The organism is Providencia sp. wls1916, assembly GCF_009706585.1.
In the GTDB taxonomy this organism is placed as follows: domain Bacteria; phylum Pseudomonadota; class Gammaproteobacteria; order Enterobacterales; family Enterobacteriaceae; genus Providencia; species Providencia lanzhouensis.
The window spans coordinates 77,292-92,865 of the sequence record NZ_WLUL01000016.1; the positions used below are offsets into that span (position 1 = coordinate 77,292).

Here is a 15,574-nt window from a genome sequence, read left to right on the forward strand (position 1 = left end):
TTATGTCAATGCAATCTCAGGACATTATTCGTCGCTCGGCCACCAATTCCCTGACGCCCGCACCTCAGGTGCGGGACTATAAGGAAGAAGTTGCAAAGCTGATTGACGTCACAACCTGTATCGGCTGTAAAGCGTGTCAGGTTGCGTGTTCCGAATGGAACGATATCCGCGACAAAATCGGAACAAACGTTGGGGTGTATGACAACCCAACGGATTTAACCGCTAAGTCATGGACAGTAATGCGCTTCTCTGAAGTGGAAGAGAACGATAAATTTGAATGGCTGATCCGTAAAGATGGCTGTATGCACTGTGCTGATCCGGGCTGCCTGAAAGCATGCCCATCAGAAGGCGCAATCGTCCAGTATAAAAACGGTATCGTGGATTTCCAATCTGAACACTGTATCGGTTGTGGTTACTGTATCGCGGGTTGCCCGTTCAACGTGCCACGCATCAACAAAGAAGACAACCGCGCATACAAATGTACGCTGTGTGTCGACCGTGTTGAAGTCGGTCAAGAGCCTGCTTGTGTGAAAACATGTCCAACTGGCGCTATCCATTTTGGTAGCAAAGAAGACATGATTGGCATGGCTGGCGAGCGTGTTGAAGAGCTGAAAACTCGTGGTTATGCAAACGCAGGTTTATACGATCCACAAGGTGTGGGCGGTACGCACGTTATGTATGTATTGCACCATGCAGATAAGCCGCAGTTGTATCACGGATTACCAGAAAACCCGACCATCAGCCCAACAGTTACTTTCTGGAAAGGTATCTGGAAGCCGATTGCTGCGGTTGGTTTTGCGGCAACATTTGCGGCGGCAATTTTCCACTATGTGGGAATTGGTCCAAACCGCGTCTCCAAGAAAGATGAAGAAGAGGCTCTAGAAGATTTGCATAACGCAATGTCGTCTGACACTTCGAAATCAAAAGAAGGGGAGGATCAGAAATGATGCCAGATGATAACGACAAAATTATTCGCCACAAACCGATTGAAAGGATTAATCACTGGGCGGTTGTGATTTGCTTCTTGTTCACGGCTATCAGCGGGCTGGGCTTTTTCTTCCCATCGCTGAACTGGTTTATGAACATTTTAGGCACGCCACAACTGTCTCGAATTTTGCATCCATTTGTGGGTACGGCGATGTTCTTGCTGTTCGTCTTTATGTTCTTCCGTTATTTCCACCATAACTTCATTAATAAAGAAGATATCAAGTGGGGGAAAAATATCGGTAAGGTACTGAAAAACGAAGAAGCTGGCGACGTAGGCCAATATAACCTCGGTCAGAAAGGGGTGTATTGGGTGGTCACTATCTGCTTACTGGCATTGGTTGTCACTGGCGTGATTATGTGGCGACCATTCTTCGCGGACTATTTCCCAATCCCAGTGTACCGTGCAGCGATTCTTATTCACTCGCTGTCAGCCATTGGCTTGATCCTGATGATTGTTGTGCATGCGTATGCGGCAATTTGGGTCAAAGGCTCTGTGCGTGCGATGGTTGAAGGTTGGGTAACACGTGGTTGGGCGAGAAAGCACCACCCACGTTGGTACCGCGAGCTAGTTGCTAAAGAGAAACAGCAACAAGAGCAGCAAGAGAAAAACTAAGTGTTTTTGTCTCGATGAATCAAGCCCACAACATTGGTTGTGGGCTTTTTTTATCACTAAAATAGATAGTGCTAATCACGGATTGTGAAGCTGTAAATTAGCGCACATCCCAAGAGAACTAATACGGCAGAAAACCCGACATATTGGTAATTCACCGATAAAACCCCGCCCGCTAATCCCCCCGTAATAAAAGAGAGTACAGCCAAGAGTAAAACTTTTTTGCTACTGTCCCCGGGCACATTTTTCAAAAAGGCATTAATGCAGGATGTGGTCATGCCGGTGACATAGGTGGAGTGGATCCCAACTGTTCCTGCCTTATTAAAATAACCATTTTGAATTCCCATTGATAAGCTGATCAGCAAAATGGCTAAATCAGGTGAATACAAAGGCTGGATGAAAAAATAAATAGTGAAAACACCACTAAATATTAAAAATACCAGACCTAGAACAAAGCGGTATAACACGATTGCGCTATGCTTGAGCCGAATCCAAGAACCCAAAAATGTTCCTGCAAAAAATCCTAATATGGAAATTGCAGAGAGTAGCAACATGCCAATATTCATTTTGGCGAGGTAAATCATACTTAAAATGCTATTTCCCGTCAGATGGCCAGTAAATACCTCAAAGATGACAAATGAGCAGGCATCGACAAATCCGCCAATAAAGGCAAGCAATAAAAAGAAGGGTGTGTGAGACTTCGCTTCGAAGTGAAATAATGACGTCATATTGTTGCCCTTTATGATGCGGATAGAGAGCACACTATTATATGTGCCAATTGGATTAACATCATGGAAATAACAGTAGTTATATCAAATAAAAATGCCCTAATACCAATTTGTTATTTCCACATACAAACCAGGGTTAACAACGGTGAATATTCGGAGGGCTAGAGTAGCCTATCAGCGACTTTTGTTTTATCCTGACGGGTAAAACGGCAAGACTTGCTGGTTAATCGAATATTTTCTTAGAGGCTTGCGGGGAAATGCGAATAGGCAATTTCTCGGAGTAAGTTGTTATAAAAAATATAAAAGAGAGAGAGCAATGGGTATTCGTATCGTCCCGAAAGAAGAATTAGGTCAAGAGAGATTAAAAGAGAAAGGCATCGGCTTTATTCCGCCTGTTTTATTCCCGAATTTAAAAAGCCTTTATCAACGTCGTGCAGAAAGATTAAAAGAGTTAGGCGTTGGTGAACATCCTTTTGCAGATTATCTGAACTTCTCTGCGGAAGTGGCAACGGCACAAAATAATGCGCAACATGACAATCCATTAGAGATGGATATGGAAGCGGTTTTAGCGCGTTCAATGGCAACGAATACTGCACCATTAGATGCAAAAACATTCCCACGCACGGATCACTGGCACAAATTATTACGTTCAATCATCGCCGAATTGATGCCGATCGTGCCAGATTCTGTCCGTACTGCCTTGGAAAACTTAGAAAAAGCATCAGAAGCTGAACTCGAAGAGATGGCAACTGCGCTGTTAAACGAACAGTTTGAAAAAGTCCCTGCGGATAAATCTATGTTCATTTGGGCGGCATTGTCTGTCTATTGGGCACAAATGGCCGCCAATATTCCAGGTAAAGCTCGCGCAGAACACGGAGATCACCGTCATTACTGCCCAGTGTGCAACAGCATGCCTGTTTCTAGCATTGTACAAATTGGGACTAGCCAAGGCTTACGCTATTTGCACTGCACACTGTGTGAAACAGAGTGGCACATGGTTCGTGTGAAATGCAGTAACTGCGAACAAACTCGTGACCTGAATTACTGGTCTCTGGATGATGAAAATGCGGCAGTGAAAGCAGAAAGTTGCGGTGACTGTGGTAGCTATCTGAAAGTCTTATACCAAGAGAAAGAAGCCAAAGTGGAAGCGGTAGCGGATGATTTAGCTTCGATCATTTTAGATGCACGTATGGAAGAAGAAGGTTTTGCTCGTAGCAGCATTAACCCGTTCTTATTCCCTGGCGAAAAATAATCTGTTAGCTGCACAGTAAGAAAGAGAAGAGTGACTATGGATGAATCAAATGTCGCGCTATACCGCCAGCTACCAGCCATCGATAAGCTTTTGCAATTCGATGAAGCGCAGGTGTTGGTAGAGAAATCGGGTCTGCATTGGGTCACGGAATGTCTTCGTGAAATGCAGGAACAAGCGCGAGCATCTATCGCACAAGACGGATGCTTACCGGATTGGCACGGTGATTGGTTAGCAGAACTTTCTGTTCGCCATGATAAATTGCAATACAGTGCGTTAAAAAACGTCTTTAATTTGACTGGGACTGTGTTGCACACCAATCTAGGACGTGCGGTGATGTCCAACACCGCCATCCATGCGGTCTCGCAAGTGATGAGCTCGCCAGTCACTTTAGAATATTCTCTTGATGGTGCAACGCGAGGGCATCGTGACCGTGCTATTGCTGACTTACTGTGCCAACTAACAGGGGCAGAAGATGCCTGTATTGTGAATAACAATGCGGCGGCGGTTTTACTGTTATTAGCCACGGTAGCTCCGCAGCGCGAGGTGATTGTCTCTCGCGGTGAGCTGGTGGAAATTGGGGGCGCATTCCGCGTTCCCGATGTGATGGCTCAGGCAGGCTGTAAATTGGTTGAAGTGGGTACCACGAACCGAACCCATTTACGGGATTATGAAAATGCCATTAATGACCAAACTGGGTTGTTAATGAAGGTGCATACCAGTAACTACAGTATTGAAGGCTTTACCGCGGAAGTTGAAGGGGAAGAGCTAGCTGTTTTAGGGCAAAAATACCAATTACCAACGGCGATTGATTTAGGCAGTGGGTCAATGATTGATATGACTGCATATGGATTACCTGCGGAGCCGATGCCACAAGCGTATTTATCTCAAGGCATTGATTTAGTCTCTATTTCTGGAGACAAACTTCTGGGAGGACCTCAAGCGGGGATCATTCTCGGTAAGAAAAAATGGATTGATGCCATTCAAAAACACCCCTTAAAACGTGCCCTTCGCGTAGATAAAATGGTGCTAGCTGCGTTAGAAGCGACGCTAAAACTCTATTTAACCCCTGAAAAACTTACCACTGAACTGCCGACATTACGTTGGTTAACACGTTCCCAAGAAGAAATTAGGCAGAGTGCCGAAAATATCCTCGTGAAGCTGCAAGCTTATTATGGGGATCGTTTCTTTGTCGAGGCTGAGCCTTGTTTATCACAAATTGGTAGCGGCTCTCTTCCTGTTGACCGATTACCCAGCTATGCGATTACATTCGCGCCTCTTGATGGAAAAGGCGGTAATTTAGAGCGTCTTGCCAACCGTTGGCGTCAATTACCTCAGCCTGTGATCGGACGTTTAAAAGAGGGCAAATTGTGGCTAGACCTACGTTGTCTTGAGGATGAACACGAGTTAGTGCAGGCGTTATTGTCATGATTTTTGCGACAGCCGGTCATGTTGACCATGGTAAAACATCGTTAATTCAAGCGCTGACAGGCGTGAACACCGCGCATCTTCCAGAAGAGAAGAAACGCGGAATGACCATCGACCTTGGCTATGCGTATTGGCCGCAATCTGACGGTAGCTCAATCGGTTTTATTGATGTTCCCGGACATGAAAAATTTCTCGCGAACATGTTGGCGGGGATCGGTGGGGTTAATCATGCCCTACTGGTGGTGGCGTGCGACGATGGAATAATGGCGCAAACCCTTGAGCATTTGTCGATTTTACGGCTTGCGGGTTGCCAAGATGTCTCGGTGATTTTAACCAAAGCCGACCGTGTTGATGAGTCGAGAGTGGCAGAGGTCACTCAGCAGGTTCACGCGGAACTGCGTCGCCAAGGCTGGTTGAATGCGCCACTATTTATCACTTCAGCAAGTACAGGGCTTGGCATTGATGCACTGCGTCAATACTTACAGCAACTGCACCAACAACATAATTCTTCTACTAACCTGCAACAGCGTTTTCGTTTAGCCATCGACCGTATTTTCCATGTGAAAGGGGCGGGGATTGTAGTCACAGGAACGGCGCTAGCGGGTAAAGTGAATGTGGGTGAATCCTTATGGGTGACGGGGGCGGATACTCCAGTCCGTATTCGTGGGATTCATCGCCAAAACCAAGTGGCTGAGTTTGCTCAAGCAGGGGATCGCGTCGCGCTTAACTTAACGGGGAATATCGATAAAGAGTCGATAACCCGTGGTGATTGGCTGCTGGCCGAGCAACCTGCTTTTATCGCCTCTCGGGTGATAGTGGAACTGACTTGTGATGCGCCACTTAAACATTGGCAACCCGTGCATTTATACCACGGTGCAAGTCACATTACAGGGCGAGTCTCTTTGCTGACAGAATCGGGCGAAACACCAATGTTGGCAGAGCTGATTTTAGATACGCCACTGTGGCTGGTGGATAATGACAGATTAATTATTCGCGATATTAGTGCGCGGCAAACCCTTGCTGGTGCGCGAGTGATCCGCTTAGTGTCTCCGCGTCGTGGTAAGAGACAACCTGAGTTTCTCGATTGGCTATCCCGTTTATGTGCAACGGATGATGAGCTGGCGCAGCTTAACCTACAGTTACCCAGCGGTGAGCTAGACTTAAACAGTTACGGTTGGTCGCGCCAGTTAACTCAGTCGGCATTAGATTCCTTGTTGGAACAAGTTGATATTGTCCGTGTCGGCGATGTCGTACTTTCTGCGTTTAAAGCGCAGGTTGCCAAGGACAAGTTGACTCAATCCCTCGAAAATTTCAATGAAGTTCATAGCGATCAGATAGGTGTCGGTAAAGCGCGATTGAAACGAATGGCGCTGCCTACGATGGATGAAACCTTGGTATTCAAATTGATTAATGATTTGATTGCCGAGGGGGTGATTAAGCAGACTCGTGGCTGGTTGCATATGCCGCAGCATGGGTTAGTGTTTGATGCCAAGCAGCAAGGTATTTGGCAACAAGTGGAAGGGCTGTTCTCGCATCCTGAAGCTCGTTGGGTACGCGATATTGCCGTAGAAACAGGTCACGATGAAGATACTATTCGCCGTATACTGAAAAAAGCTGCACAAATGGGGATGATCGTAGCGATTGTGCGCGATAGGTATTATAGCAGCGAACAGATCCGCCAATTTGCCCAAATTATTTCACGTCATTGTGCTGATCACGAGGTGATTTTTGCCGCTGATTTTCGTAATGAACTGGGTATTGGTCGTAAACTTGCGATTCAAATTCTTGAGTTCTTTGATAAAAGTGGCTTTACTCGTCGTAAAGAAGATGGGCATTATTTACGAGATAAAGGCATTTTTGTTGAATAAATTGTAGGGTTTTCGCCATTATAATGTTGGCAGTTTTGTTAACCTTGATACCTTTTTGTGAATTGTGGAAGTCAAATGAATAAAAAACTAATTGCGAGTATTTATCTGGCGCTGATTTTTATTGGCTCGCTGTTTTTAGTCTTTGAAAAAAGTGGCGTTATCTATCCAGGTCTGATTTCCATTTGTGTTTACGCTGTCATATTCGGTGTTTTATTTACAGTCACTGCTCGTTGGGTTTTCTCTGCAATTATTACGAGTACCCTGTTTATTATCATCAAAATCTTTAACCAGCTGAAAGTTCACTATTATAAAGAGCAACTTTTCTTCACTGATATTAATTTGATGACGGATACCTCCAACTTAGGGACATTAGGTCACTATTGGTTGGCGGGCGTGGCGGTACTTGCGTTATTTATTCTGCTTATCATCAACGGTGTGATCAGTTGGCGCTTATCGACACCATGTAAACGCAAGATATCACGTGTGGTTAGTGTGCTCATGGTTATCGTTGGTTACTTTGGGGCGGATTGGGCAAGTACGCATTACTTTGATAAATGGTCACAAATGTTGCCGAAAGGTCGTGGTACAGTGACTAACTTGGTGATGTCTGCACAGAATGCGAAATACAAATCACCGCATTTTGTGGGTGATGCGAGCTATTTTGAACAAAAAGCGGCGAATGTTTCTTTGGCGAAGAATGAACAAACCGAAAAGCCTGACATTCTGCTGTTGTTACAAGAATCCACGGTTGATCCAAAAGTTTATGATTTACCTGCAGGGACTAAACTGCCAGAGTTATTTATGTTTCAGCAAGATGCCAATATGATTGCACATAGTCCGATGCGCGTACAAACCTTCGGTGGTGGAACATGGTTATCTGAGTTTTCTGCATTAACGGGGTTAAATAGCGATGATTTCGGAGCACAAAAAAGCGGTGTGTTCTATTTTGTGGTCGATCATTTAAATAACAGCTTATTTAAAGAGATGAAAGCCAACGGTTATTATACGGTCGTCCTGACACCGTTTAATAAAGGGGCTTATCATTCTGGTCACGCTTATGAAACGATGGGCGTTGACCGTATCATTCAGCCTCAAGAGTTAGGTTATCCAGGCAAGTTGCAAGATAATTTATGGACGATCAGCACGGAAGATATGCTGAAGTACGTAAAAGAAATTTTGGCAACAGAAACGGACAAGCCCGTCTTTATTTTTGCATTAACCATGTATGAACACGGACCTTATAAAGAAGGTCACAGTGATGACTATGGAATTAAAGATAAGCTAGATAATAAAGATTCCGCAGGCGAATTTAGCCATTATATGGAAAAAATCGTCCATTCTGATGCGGCCATTCGTGATTTCGTTTCGTTTATGGAAAAGCGTCAGCGCCCACTGATGTTCCTCTATTTTGGTGACCATCAACCGGGGATCAGTTTGGACAAATATAAGTCCACATTATCGTCTCCTGCTTATGCGACACAGTTTACCCTAAGAGATAATCTCAAAGCGGGTACCGCAATTAAAACAGGTGAGTTAACGGACATTTCATTCCTTGGTGGAATGTTATTGGAACGCGCAAATTTGAAAGTTTCGCCGTTCTATGAAGCGAATATTAAGATGCGCCATTTATGCGACGGTAAACTGAATGACTGTGAAGATAAGCAGTTACTCGATGGTTATCGCCACTATGTTTATCATGTGCTCGGTGTCGCCAATAAAGATGAGACCAAGTAGTTTATCTCTAATTAGTGCTAGAATGTTGATAAACCATCATTTAATAACGTAAGAAGATAACGAATATGAAATATTTGGTCACGGGAAGTGCCGGGTTTATTGGTTTTAGATTGTGTCAAAGACTGCTAGAAAGTGGGCATGAAGTTATCGGTATCGATAATATGAATGCCTATTATGATCAGGGATTGAAACAGTCTCGACTGCATATACTTGAACAATATCCGCAGTTCCGGTTTATTCATCTTGATATCACTGACCGCGAAAAAGTGCTGGTGTTGTGTACTCAAGAGAATTTCGACCGCGTTATCCATCTTGCCGCACAGGCAGGGGTGCGTTACTCATTACAAAACCCATTTGCCTATGCTGACAGTAACCTGAATGGGCATTTGGCGATTTTAGAAGGTTGCCGCCAAGCGAAAGTGAAACACTTGGTGTATGCCTCTTCGAGTTCAGTGTATGGCGTGACCGATAAAATGCCATTCACTACCGACATGTCCACCGATCACCCTATTTCGTTATATGCCGCGACCAAAAAAGCCAATGAGTTAATGGCGCACTCTTATTCGCATCTTTATCAGCTCCCGACGACAGGCTTACGCTTTTTCACTGTGTATGGTCCGTGGGGACGCCCTGATATGGCACTGTTTAAATTCACCAAAGCTATCTTAGCGGGTGAACCTATCGATGTTTATAATAACGGCGATCTGAGCCGTGATTTCACTTTCATTGATGATATTGTCGAAGGTGTTATCCGTGTTTCAGATATAATCCCGCAAGCAGACCCGCAAAATCACTCAGATTCGCCAGCGCAAAGCAGTGCACCTTACCGGATTTATAATATTGGTAATGGGCAGCCTGTGAAGCTGATTGATTTTATTTCTGCATTGGAAAATGCGTTAGGAAAAGAAGCCATTAAGAACTTCTTACCGATGCAAGCGGGAGATGTTTACACGACATGGGCAGACACCGAAGACCTGTTTAACGTCACCGGTTATCGCCCACAAGTTTCTATTGAACAGGGTGTTCAGGCGTTTGTTGATTGGTACAAGTCGTATTATCACCGTTAATATCGGTCATCAATACGATTTACCATCAATATAGTTTACCACCTGAAATATCCGCAGAAGGATTTGAGAGGCAAGTTTGAAAATAGCAATCGCAGGTACCGGCTACGTCGGTCTGTCTAACGCCATGTTACTGTCCCAACACCACGAAGTGGTCGCGGTCGATATCATTCCTGAAAAAGTGGCGATGCTTAATAATAAGCAATCCCCGATTATCGATACCGAAATCGAGCAGTTTCTAACGGAAAAACAACTCAATTTCCGTGCAACCGAAGATAAAGTCGAAGCCTATACGGGCGCGCAATACGTGATTGTGGCGACCCCGACAGACTACGACCCAAAAACCAACTACTTCAACACTAATTCTGTGGAATCCGTTATTCACGATGTGAACAAACTGAACCCGGAAGCGACCATTATCGTCAAGTCCACCATTCCTGTGGGCTTTACGGAGCGTCTGCGTGAAGAGTTTGGTTACACCAACGTGATTTTCTCCCCAGAATTCTTACGTGAAGGTCGTGCGCTGTGGGATAACCTATACCCATCCCGTATCGTGGTGGGTGAGCGCTCTGAACGCGCACAAATTTTCGCTGACTTGCTGTTGGAAGGCGCGATTAAAAAAGATGTGCCGGTGCTGTTTACTGACGGTACCGAAGCGGAAGCGGTTAAATTATTCGCCAACACCTTCTTAGCGATGCGTGTGGCGTACTTCAACGAATTAGACACTTACGCAGAAAGCCGTGGCTTAAATGCGCGTCAAATCATTGAAGGCGTCTCTTTAGACCCACGTATCGGCAGCCACTACAATAACCCATCATTCGGTTATGGCGGCTACTGCTTACCGAAAGACACCAAGCAGTTGCTGGCGAACTACGACGATGTGCCAAATAACCTGATTAACGCGATTGTGGAATCTAACCGCACGCGTAAAGACTTTATCTCTGATGCGATTATCGCTAAAGCACCACGTAAAGTCGGTGTGTATCGCTTAGTGATGAAAGCGGGCTCCGATAACTTCCGTGCCTCTGCGGTGCAGGGTGTGATGAAGCGTATTAAAGCGAAAGGCATTGAAGTGGTGGTTTACGAGCCAGTACTGAAAGACGATGAATTCTTCCGCTCGAAAGTTATCCGTGATTTAGACGCATTTAAAGCGGAAAGCGATATTATCTTGGCAAACCGTATGGTGCCTGAACTGGATGATGTGGCGGATAAAGTCTATACCCGCGATCTGTTTGGTAATGACTAAGATTAAAATAGTCAGCGGTGATTTATAATGAAAATGCCCCACAGGTTGGGGCATTTTTTATTTGTATCCGTCGTCATTCAGATAGATAGCTTTCCATCACCATCCCACCTGCACCTTGAGCGACGATTTCATAAGAATCATTAGCTGGGTAAATACGCGGTTTGATATGCGGGAAAATCGACAGTTTTTGCTCAATGGATTTTTTGGTCATCTCAAAGAAATGGTTTTTTGGCGTGAGTGTTCCGCCGCAAACCACCACATCCGCTTGAGTAATTAATACCGCGTTGGCAATCGCGATACCGTAGTAATAAGCAGCTTCTTCTAAGGCTTTAAGACACACCTCATCATTTTGGGCAAGCGCCTGAAAAATCGTGTGATAGTTAATTTCATCTTCAGATTTGACGAGTTGGTTAATGACCGAGGGTTTGCCAAGTCTTAAATGCTGAATCACGCGAGACTTAATGGCGTGCAATGAACTGTACTGTTTTAAACAACCAAACGAGCCGCACTCACAACGCTGACCATTGATATCGATAGTCGTGTGTCCAAAAGCTTGAGCGGTGCTTATCGGCGTTGGGGCATATTGGTTATTGATAATGGTCGAGCTGCGAATGTCGGTGTCGCAAGTGGTGAGTAAGAACCGTTGGCTATCAGAGGCGTAGCGTAAACGGTACTCCGCAAAGGCCGCGAAGCTGATGCCACTTCCTAGCAGAACAAAGCAGGGAACACGCTGGGTAATGTATTGATATAACGCCTGAATTCGTGCGCTGTAGTCAGAGTAAGGCACTTTATCGCGTTCTAAAATATGGTCGATGGCAATGCCGATACCCAGTATTTTTTGAGTATCTAACTGATGCTCAGCAAGTAGGTCATCGACGTTGTCCAATAGATGGTCGAGCATATTTTCGGCGGTTTCGAGGTGCTCATACTTGATTTTGACTTTGCCAAGAATGTCTAACTTCAGATTTTGCAGAACAATCGTAGAGTAGATATCACTCATCTCAATGCCAATTAAATAGCCATCAGCTGGATTGACGCTGTACAAAATGGGTTTGCGTCCTCCTGTTGATTCCCCAAGTTCTGAAGTGGAGAGTAATTGGCATTTGCTCAGTTCATCGAGGAGCCTAGCACAGGTCGCGGGTTTCATATTCGCGAGGGAGGTTAGCGCCTCCGCCCGGATTGGTCCGTGGTTAAGGATCAGTCGATACAGCGTTTTGAGTTTTTGCGTTTTGGAATTTTTGGATGTGCGAAATTCGTTCAATAAACGGTGTAACAATTGTTCCCCTCCTATTTTCGCTAGTGGAATATCCAGCTATAAAGCTAATCATTCAAGATTAACAGATTCACATGGCGAGTACTTTAACAGATATCATGTTTATCAACATTTTCTCAAAATGAGATTAAGATCGCTGTTAGATTTTCTAATTTCGTTATTATCCTAATCATCTTCTTTATTTGATTTGATTGCGGAGCGCATTATGCACAACACCAAAGATATCTTAGAAAGCTTAAGTTTTATCCAATCTCGTACGGATATGAAGCCTACTGTTGGGATCATTTTAGGGTCTGGATTAGGCCCATTTGCTGATACGTTAGAAAATGCGGTGCATATTCCTTATAGCGAAGTACCCCATTTTGCGAAGTCTGAGGCAGTCGGTCACGCGAACGAGTTAGTGATCGGGACGATTGCAGGCAAAACTGTGGTGGCGATGAAAGGTCGTTTCCACTATTACGAAGGTTTTTCTCTGGATCAAGTGACGTTCCCTGTGCGTTTAATGAAAGCGCTGGGTGTGGAAAAATTGATCATTACCAACGCCTGCGGTGCGGTGAATACGGACTTTAACCCGGGCGATCTGATGGTTATCACTGATCATATTAACCTAACGGCGAATAACCCATTAATGGGGCCAAATAATCCAGAGCTGGGTGTACGTTTCCTTGATGTCAGCGAAGTGTACAACAAAGAGCTGCGCCAAACGATTTTGGATGTCGCGAAGGAGCAAGGTGTGTCTCTGCGCCAAGGCGTGTACGCATGGTGGACGGGTCCAACTTATGAAACGCCAGCCGAAATTCGTATGATCAGAACTCTCGGGGCTGATGCTGTGGGTATGTCGACAGTACCTGAAGCGCTGGTGGCTCACCATTCTCAGATTAAAACAGTCGGTATCTCCTGCCTGACCAACATGGCATGCGGCATTTTAGAACAGCCTTTAAGCCATGATGAAGTGATTGAAACGGCAGAAAAAGTGAAGGCAACCTTCTTAAAATTAGTGACGGGTGTGATTGAGCGCTTCTAACTTTTTATCAAGTTAAGCTTTTTATCAAATTAATAGAAAGACAGTGCGGGAGCGGTTTTCCTTTGGGGCGTTATCGCCGAGCTGAGAATGTTACCCGCCAAATTCACTCCAAACGGAGCCTAGTATGAATATTAAGTCTCGTTTAAAGGTCATGCTTTTTCTGCAATATTTTGTTTGGGGAAGTTGGCTGGTGACATTGGGTGCCTACATGATGAAAACCTTGGATTTTTCAGGGGCTGAAGTCGGTATGGTGTACAGCTCGAAAGGGATTGCCGCTATTTTGATGCCCGGATTAATCGGCATCATTGCGGATAAATATATCCCTGCAAACCGTCTGTATATGCTTTGCCATATTATTTGTGCCGGTTCGTTGTTTTACGCTGCGACGGTGGCGGATCCTTCAGTGATGTTCTGGGCAATGCTAATCAATGCAATGGCGTTTATGCCGACTATCGCCTTGTCGAACACCATTAGCTACTCATCGCTAAGTCAGTATCAGCTAGACTCTGTTGCCAATTTCCCGCCAATTCGTGTCTTTGGTACCGTAGGGTTTATTGCAGCGATGTGGAGTATTAGCTTACTGAAATTTGAGTTGAGCAGTATGCAGCTGTATGTGGCGGGAAGTTGCTCGTTGCTGCTCGCGATGTATTCCCTGACATTACCAAAAATGGCGGTAAATAAGCAGGCTATCACCACCAGTTGGATGAGCAAGCTTGGGTTAGATGCATTAGTCTTGTTCAAAAAGCCGATTATGGCGGTATTTTTTCTGTTTGCGATGCTACTGGGTGCGGTTCTGCAAATTACCAATACGTTTGGTAGCCCGTTCTTGCATGATTTTGCGCGTAATCCGCTGTATCAAGACAGTTTGATTGTTCAGTATCCGTCGATTTTGCTGTCAGTTTCCCAAATGGCGGAAGTGGCGTTTATTCTCGCTATCCCATTCTTTTTAAAGCGTTATGGTATTAAAACCGTCATGCTGCTCAGTATGTTGGCATGGACATTGCGATTCGGTTTCTTTGCCTTCGGTGACCCATCGACTATCGGTTTGATGTTCTTAATTATGTCGATGATTGTGTATGGCTGTGCGTTCGATTTCTTTAATATTTCCGGTTCTATTTTTATTGAGCAGGAAGTAGACCACCGTATGCGTGCTAGTGCTCAAGGATTGTTTATGACCATGGTGAATGGTGTGGGTGCCTATTTTGGGGCGATATTGAGCGGATTGGTCGTTGACTACTTTAGTGTGGATGGCGTGAAGGATTGGCAGTCAATCTGGCTGGTGTTCTCGTCCTACACCGTAATATTGGCCGTGATCTTCTACTTCTCTTTCCATTATAAGCACCAGCGTGAGAAACCGTTGGAAATGGCAAAAGCGGGTTAAGGTTGAGTTTGATTTAATAAAAAAGCCAGCAAATTCAGTGAATAAGCTGGCTTGAAGTTACTCTGAAAAGTGATTTTTATTCGATGTTCTGAATCTGTTCGCGCATTTGCTCAATCAGCACTTTGAGTTCAACAGCAGAGTTAGTCACTTCACTATTAATAGATTTAGAGGCAAGAGTATTTGATTCACGGTTAAATTCTTGCATCATGAAATCAAGACGACGACCGCTGGCTTCTTTTTTCTTCAGGATATTGCGCGTCTCTTTGACGTGAGCTTCTAGTCGGTCTAACTCTTCGGCGACATCAACACGCTGAGCCAGCAAAATAAGCTCTTGCTCTAAGCGGTTGTTATCCACTTGAATTTGAGCTTCGTCTAATTTGCTTTGCAGGCGGTCACGTTGCCATTGCAGGATTTCAGGCATATGTTGGCGAACTTTGGCAACTTCAACCAAAACACCATCCAGACGTTGCTCGATAAGGCTATGCAGCGCTGCACCTTCTGCTTCACGGCTTTGGATAAAGGCATCGATAGTTTCATCTAAGCCTGCCATTAGTTGTTCACTAATCGCGTCTAAATCTTGTTCACCCGCGGACATCACTCCTGGCCAACGTAAGATTTCTAACGGATTAATCTCACCTTCATGGCTGTAATTTTTTACCCAGTTCGCTGCGCTAATCAGCTGGCGAGCTAAATCTTCATTGAGCTGTAACTCACCACGGTGAGCACCATCTAAGTCAAAACGTAGGTTACATTCGACTTTACCACGTGTTAGACGGGAACGAAGGCGTTCACGGATAACTGGCTCTAAGCTGCGAAATTGCTCGGGTAAACGGATATAGGTTTCTAAATAACGCTGGTTTACGGAACGCAGCTCCCAAGCCGCATTCCCCCATTCACCCTTGATATCACGGCGGGCAAAAGCAGTCATACTACGGATCATAATTCGTTCCTATCATTCATTAAGATAACAGGATTATAGCGC

General features: G+C 44.9%; 13 protein-coding genes. 10 read left to right on the forward strand and 3 right to left on the reverse strand.

Annotated features, from left to right (window positions below; genetic code table 11):
* Window positions 1-2 precede the first annotated feature (2 nt).
* Window positions 3-947: a formate dehydrogenase subunit beta gene (gene fdxH, locus GKR61_RS11305; protein ID WP_036950684.1), complete on the forward strand. Its 945-nt coding sequence runs from the start codon at window positions 3-5 to the stop codon at window positions 945-947.
* A complete protein-coding gene (gene fdoI / locus GKR61_RS11310; protein ID WP_036950687.1) occupies window positions 944-1,600 on the forward strand; it encodes a formate dehydrogenase cytochrome b556 subunit in 657 nt (218 codons plus the stop codon). The genes fdxH and fdoI overlap by 4 nt, the downstream gene beginning before the upstream one ends.
* 71 nt (window positions 1,601-1,671) lie before the next feature.
* Here the strand turns inward: fdoI and GKR61_RS11315 are convergent, their stop codons facing one another.
* Window positions 1,672-2,325: a YoaK family protein gene (locus GKR61_RS11315; RefSeq protein ID WP_036950690.1), complete on the reverse strand. Its 654-nt coding sequence runs from the start codon at window positions 2,323-2,325 to the stop codon at window positions 1,672-1,674.
* A gap of 316 nt (window positions 2,326-2,641) precedes the next feature.
* Between GKR61_RS11315 and fdhE the strand changes: the two genes are divergently transcribed.
* The 6 genes from fdhE (at window position 2,642) to GKR61_RS11345 (ending at window position 10,914) form a co-directional block, all read left to right on the forward strand.
* Window positions 2,642-3,577: a formate dehydrogenase accessory protein FdhE gene (gene fdhE / locus GKR61_RS11320; protein WP_154639776.1), complete on the forward strand. Its 936-nt coding sequence runs from the start codon at window positions 2,642-2,644 to the stop codon at window positions 3,575-3,577.
* A 36-nt stretch (window positions 3,578-3,613) separates the two neighbouring features.
* Complete coding sequence (selA, locus tag GKR61_RS11325) at window positions 3,614-5,005, forward strand: L-seryl-tRNA(Sec) selenium transferase (RefSeq protein WP_154599594.1); 1,392 nt, start codon at window positions 3,614-3,616, stop codon at window positions 5,003-5,005.
* Window positions 5,002-6,870 carry a selenocysteine-specific translation elongation factor gene (gene selB / locus GKR61_RS11330; protein ID WP_108479133.1) on the forward strand — a complete coding sequence of 623 codons (1,869 nt, stop codon included), beginning with the start codon at window positions 5,002-5,004 and terminating at the stop codon, window positions 6,868-6,870. Before selA ends, selB begins: the two co-directional genes overlap by 4 nt.
* 75 nt (window positions 6,871-6,945) lie before the next feature.
* Window positions 6,946-8,604 (forward strand): LTA synthase family protein, encoded by a 1,659-nt coding sequence (locus GKR61_RS11335; RefSeq protein ID WP_036950700.1) that lies wholly within the window; start codon window positions 6,946-6,948, stop codon window positions 8,602-8,604.
* Window positions 8,605-8,669: 65 nt separating this feature from the next.
* Entirely contained in the window at window positions 8,670-9,671 is a 1,002-nt protein-coding gene (locus GKR61_RS11340; RefSeq protein ID WP_154639777.1) for an NAD-dependent epimerase, read from the forward strand.
* Window positions 9,672-9,747: 76 nt separating this feature from the next.
* Window positions 9,748-10,914 (forward strand): nucleotide sugar dehydrogenase, encoded by a 1,167-nt coding sequence (locus GKR61_RS11345; RefSeq protein ID WP_154637090.1) that lies wholly within the window; start codon window positions 9,748-9,750, stop codon window positions 10,912-10,914.
* A 73-nt stretch (window positions 10,915-10,987) separates the two neighbouring features.
* Here GKR61_RS11345 and GKR61_RS11350 read toward each other — a convergent pair whose 3' ends face one another.
* Entirely contained in the window at window positions 10,988-12,190 is a 1,203-nt protein-coding gene (locus tag GKR61_RS11350) for an ROK family protein (RefSeq protein ID WP_036950706.1), read from the reverse strand.
* Between the two features lie 202 nt (window positions 12,191-12,392).
* Between GKR61_RS11350 and GKR61_RS11355 the strand changes: the two genes are divergently transcribed.
* Together GKR61_RS11355 and GKR61_RS11360 are read left to right on the forward strand one after the other, a co-directional pair.
* Window positions 12,393-13,211: a purine-nucleoside phosphorylase gene (locus GKR61_RS11355; RefSeq protein WP_036950708.1), complete on the forward strand. Its 819-nt coding sequence runs from the start codon at window positions 12,393-12,395 to the stop codon at window positions 13,209-13,211.
* A 124-nt stretch (window positions 13,212-13,335) separates the two neighbouring features.
* Complete coding sequence (locus GKR61_RS11360; protein WP_036950710.1) at window positions 13,336-14,592, forward strand: nucleoside permease; 1,257 nt, start codon at window positions 13,336-13,338, stop codon at window positions 14,590-14,592.
* Between the two features lie 76 nt (window positions 14,593-14,668).
* On the opposite strand, the gene GKR61_RS11365 is transcribed toward GKR61_RS11360, so the two are convergent.
* Entirely contained in the window at window positions 14,669-15,532 is an 864-nt protein-coding gene (locus tag GKR61_RS11365; protein WP_154639778.1) for a YicC/YloC family endoribonuclease, read from the reverse strand.
* Window positions 15,533-15,574: the final 42 nt, after the last annotated feature.

What these genes read in the sequence shown, in the direction of transcription:
- GKR61_RS11335 (WP_036950700.1), top strand. Translation starts at nt 6,946, where the DNA reads ATGAATAAAAAACTAATTGCGAGTATTTATCTGGCGCTGATTTTTATT.
- fdoI (WP_036950687.1), top strand. Translation starts at nt 944, where the DNA reads ATGATGCCAGATGATAACGACAAAATTATTCGCCACAAACCGATTGAA.
- fdhE (WP_154639776.1), top strand. Translation starts at nt 2,642, where the DNA reads ATGGGTATTCGTATCGTCCCGAAAGAAGAATTAGGTCAAGAGAGATTA.
- selA (WP_154599594.1), top strand. Translation starts at nt 3,614, where the DNA reads ATGGATGAATCAAATGTCGCGCTATACCGCCAGCTACCAGCCATCGAT.
- GKR61_RS11315 (WP_036950690.1), bottom strand. Translation starts at nt 2,325, where the DNA reads ATGACGTCATTATTTCACTTCGAAGCGAAGTCTCACACACCCTTCTTT.
- fdxH (WP_036950684.1), top strand. Translation starts at nt 3, where the DNA reads ATGTCAATGCAATCTCAGGACATTATTCGTCGCTCGGCCACCAATTCC.
- selB (WP_108479133.1), top strand. Translation starts at nt 5,002, where the DNA reads ATGATTTTTGCGACAGCCGGTCATGTTGACCATGGTAAAACATCGTTA.
- GKR61_RS11360 (WP_036950710.1), top strand. Translation starts at nt 13,336, where the DNA reads ATGAATATTAAGTCTCGTTTAAAGGTCATGCTTTTTCTGCAATATTTT.
- GKR61_RS11340 (WP_154639777.1), top strand. Translation starts at nt 8,670, where the DNA reads ATGAAATATTTGGTCACGGGAAGTGCCGGGTTTATTGGTTTTAGATTG.
- GKR61_RS11365 (WP_154639778.1), bottom strand. Translation starts at nt 15,532, where the DNA reads ATGATCCGTAGTATGACTGCTTTTGCCCGCCGTGATATCAAGGGTGAA.
- GKR61_RS11355 (WP_036950708.1), top strand. Translation starts at nt 12,393, where the DNA reads ATGCACAACACCAAAGATATCTTAGAAAGCTTAAGTTTTATCCAATCT.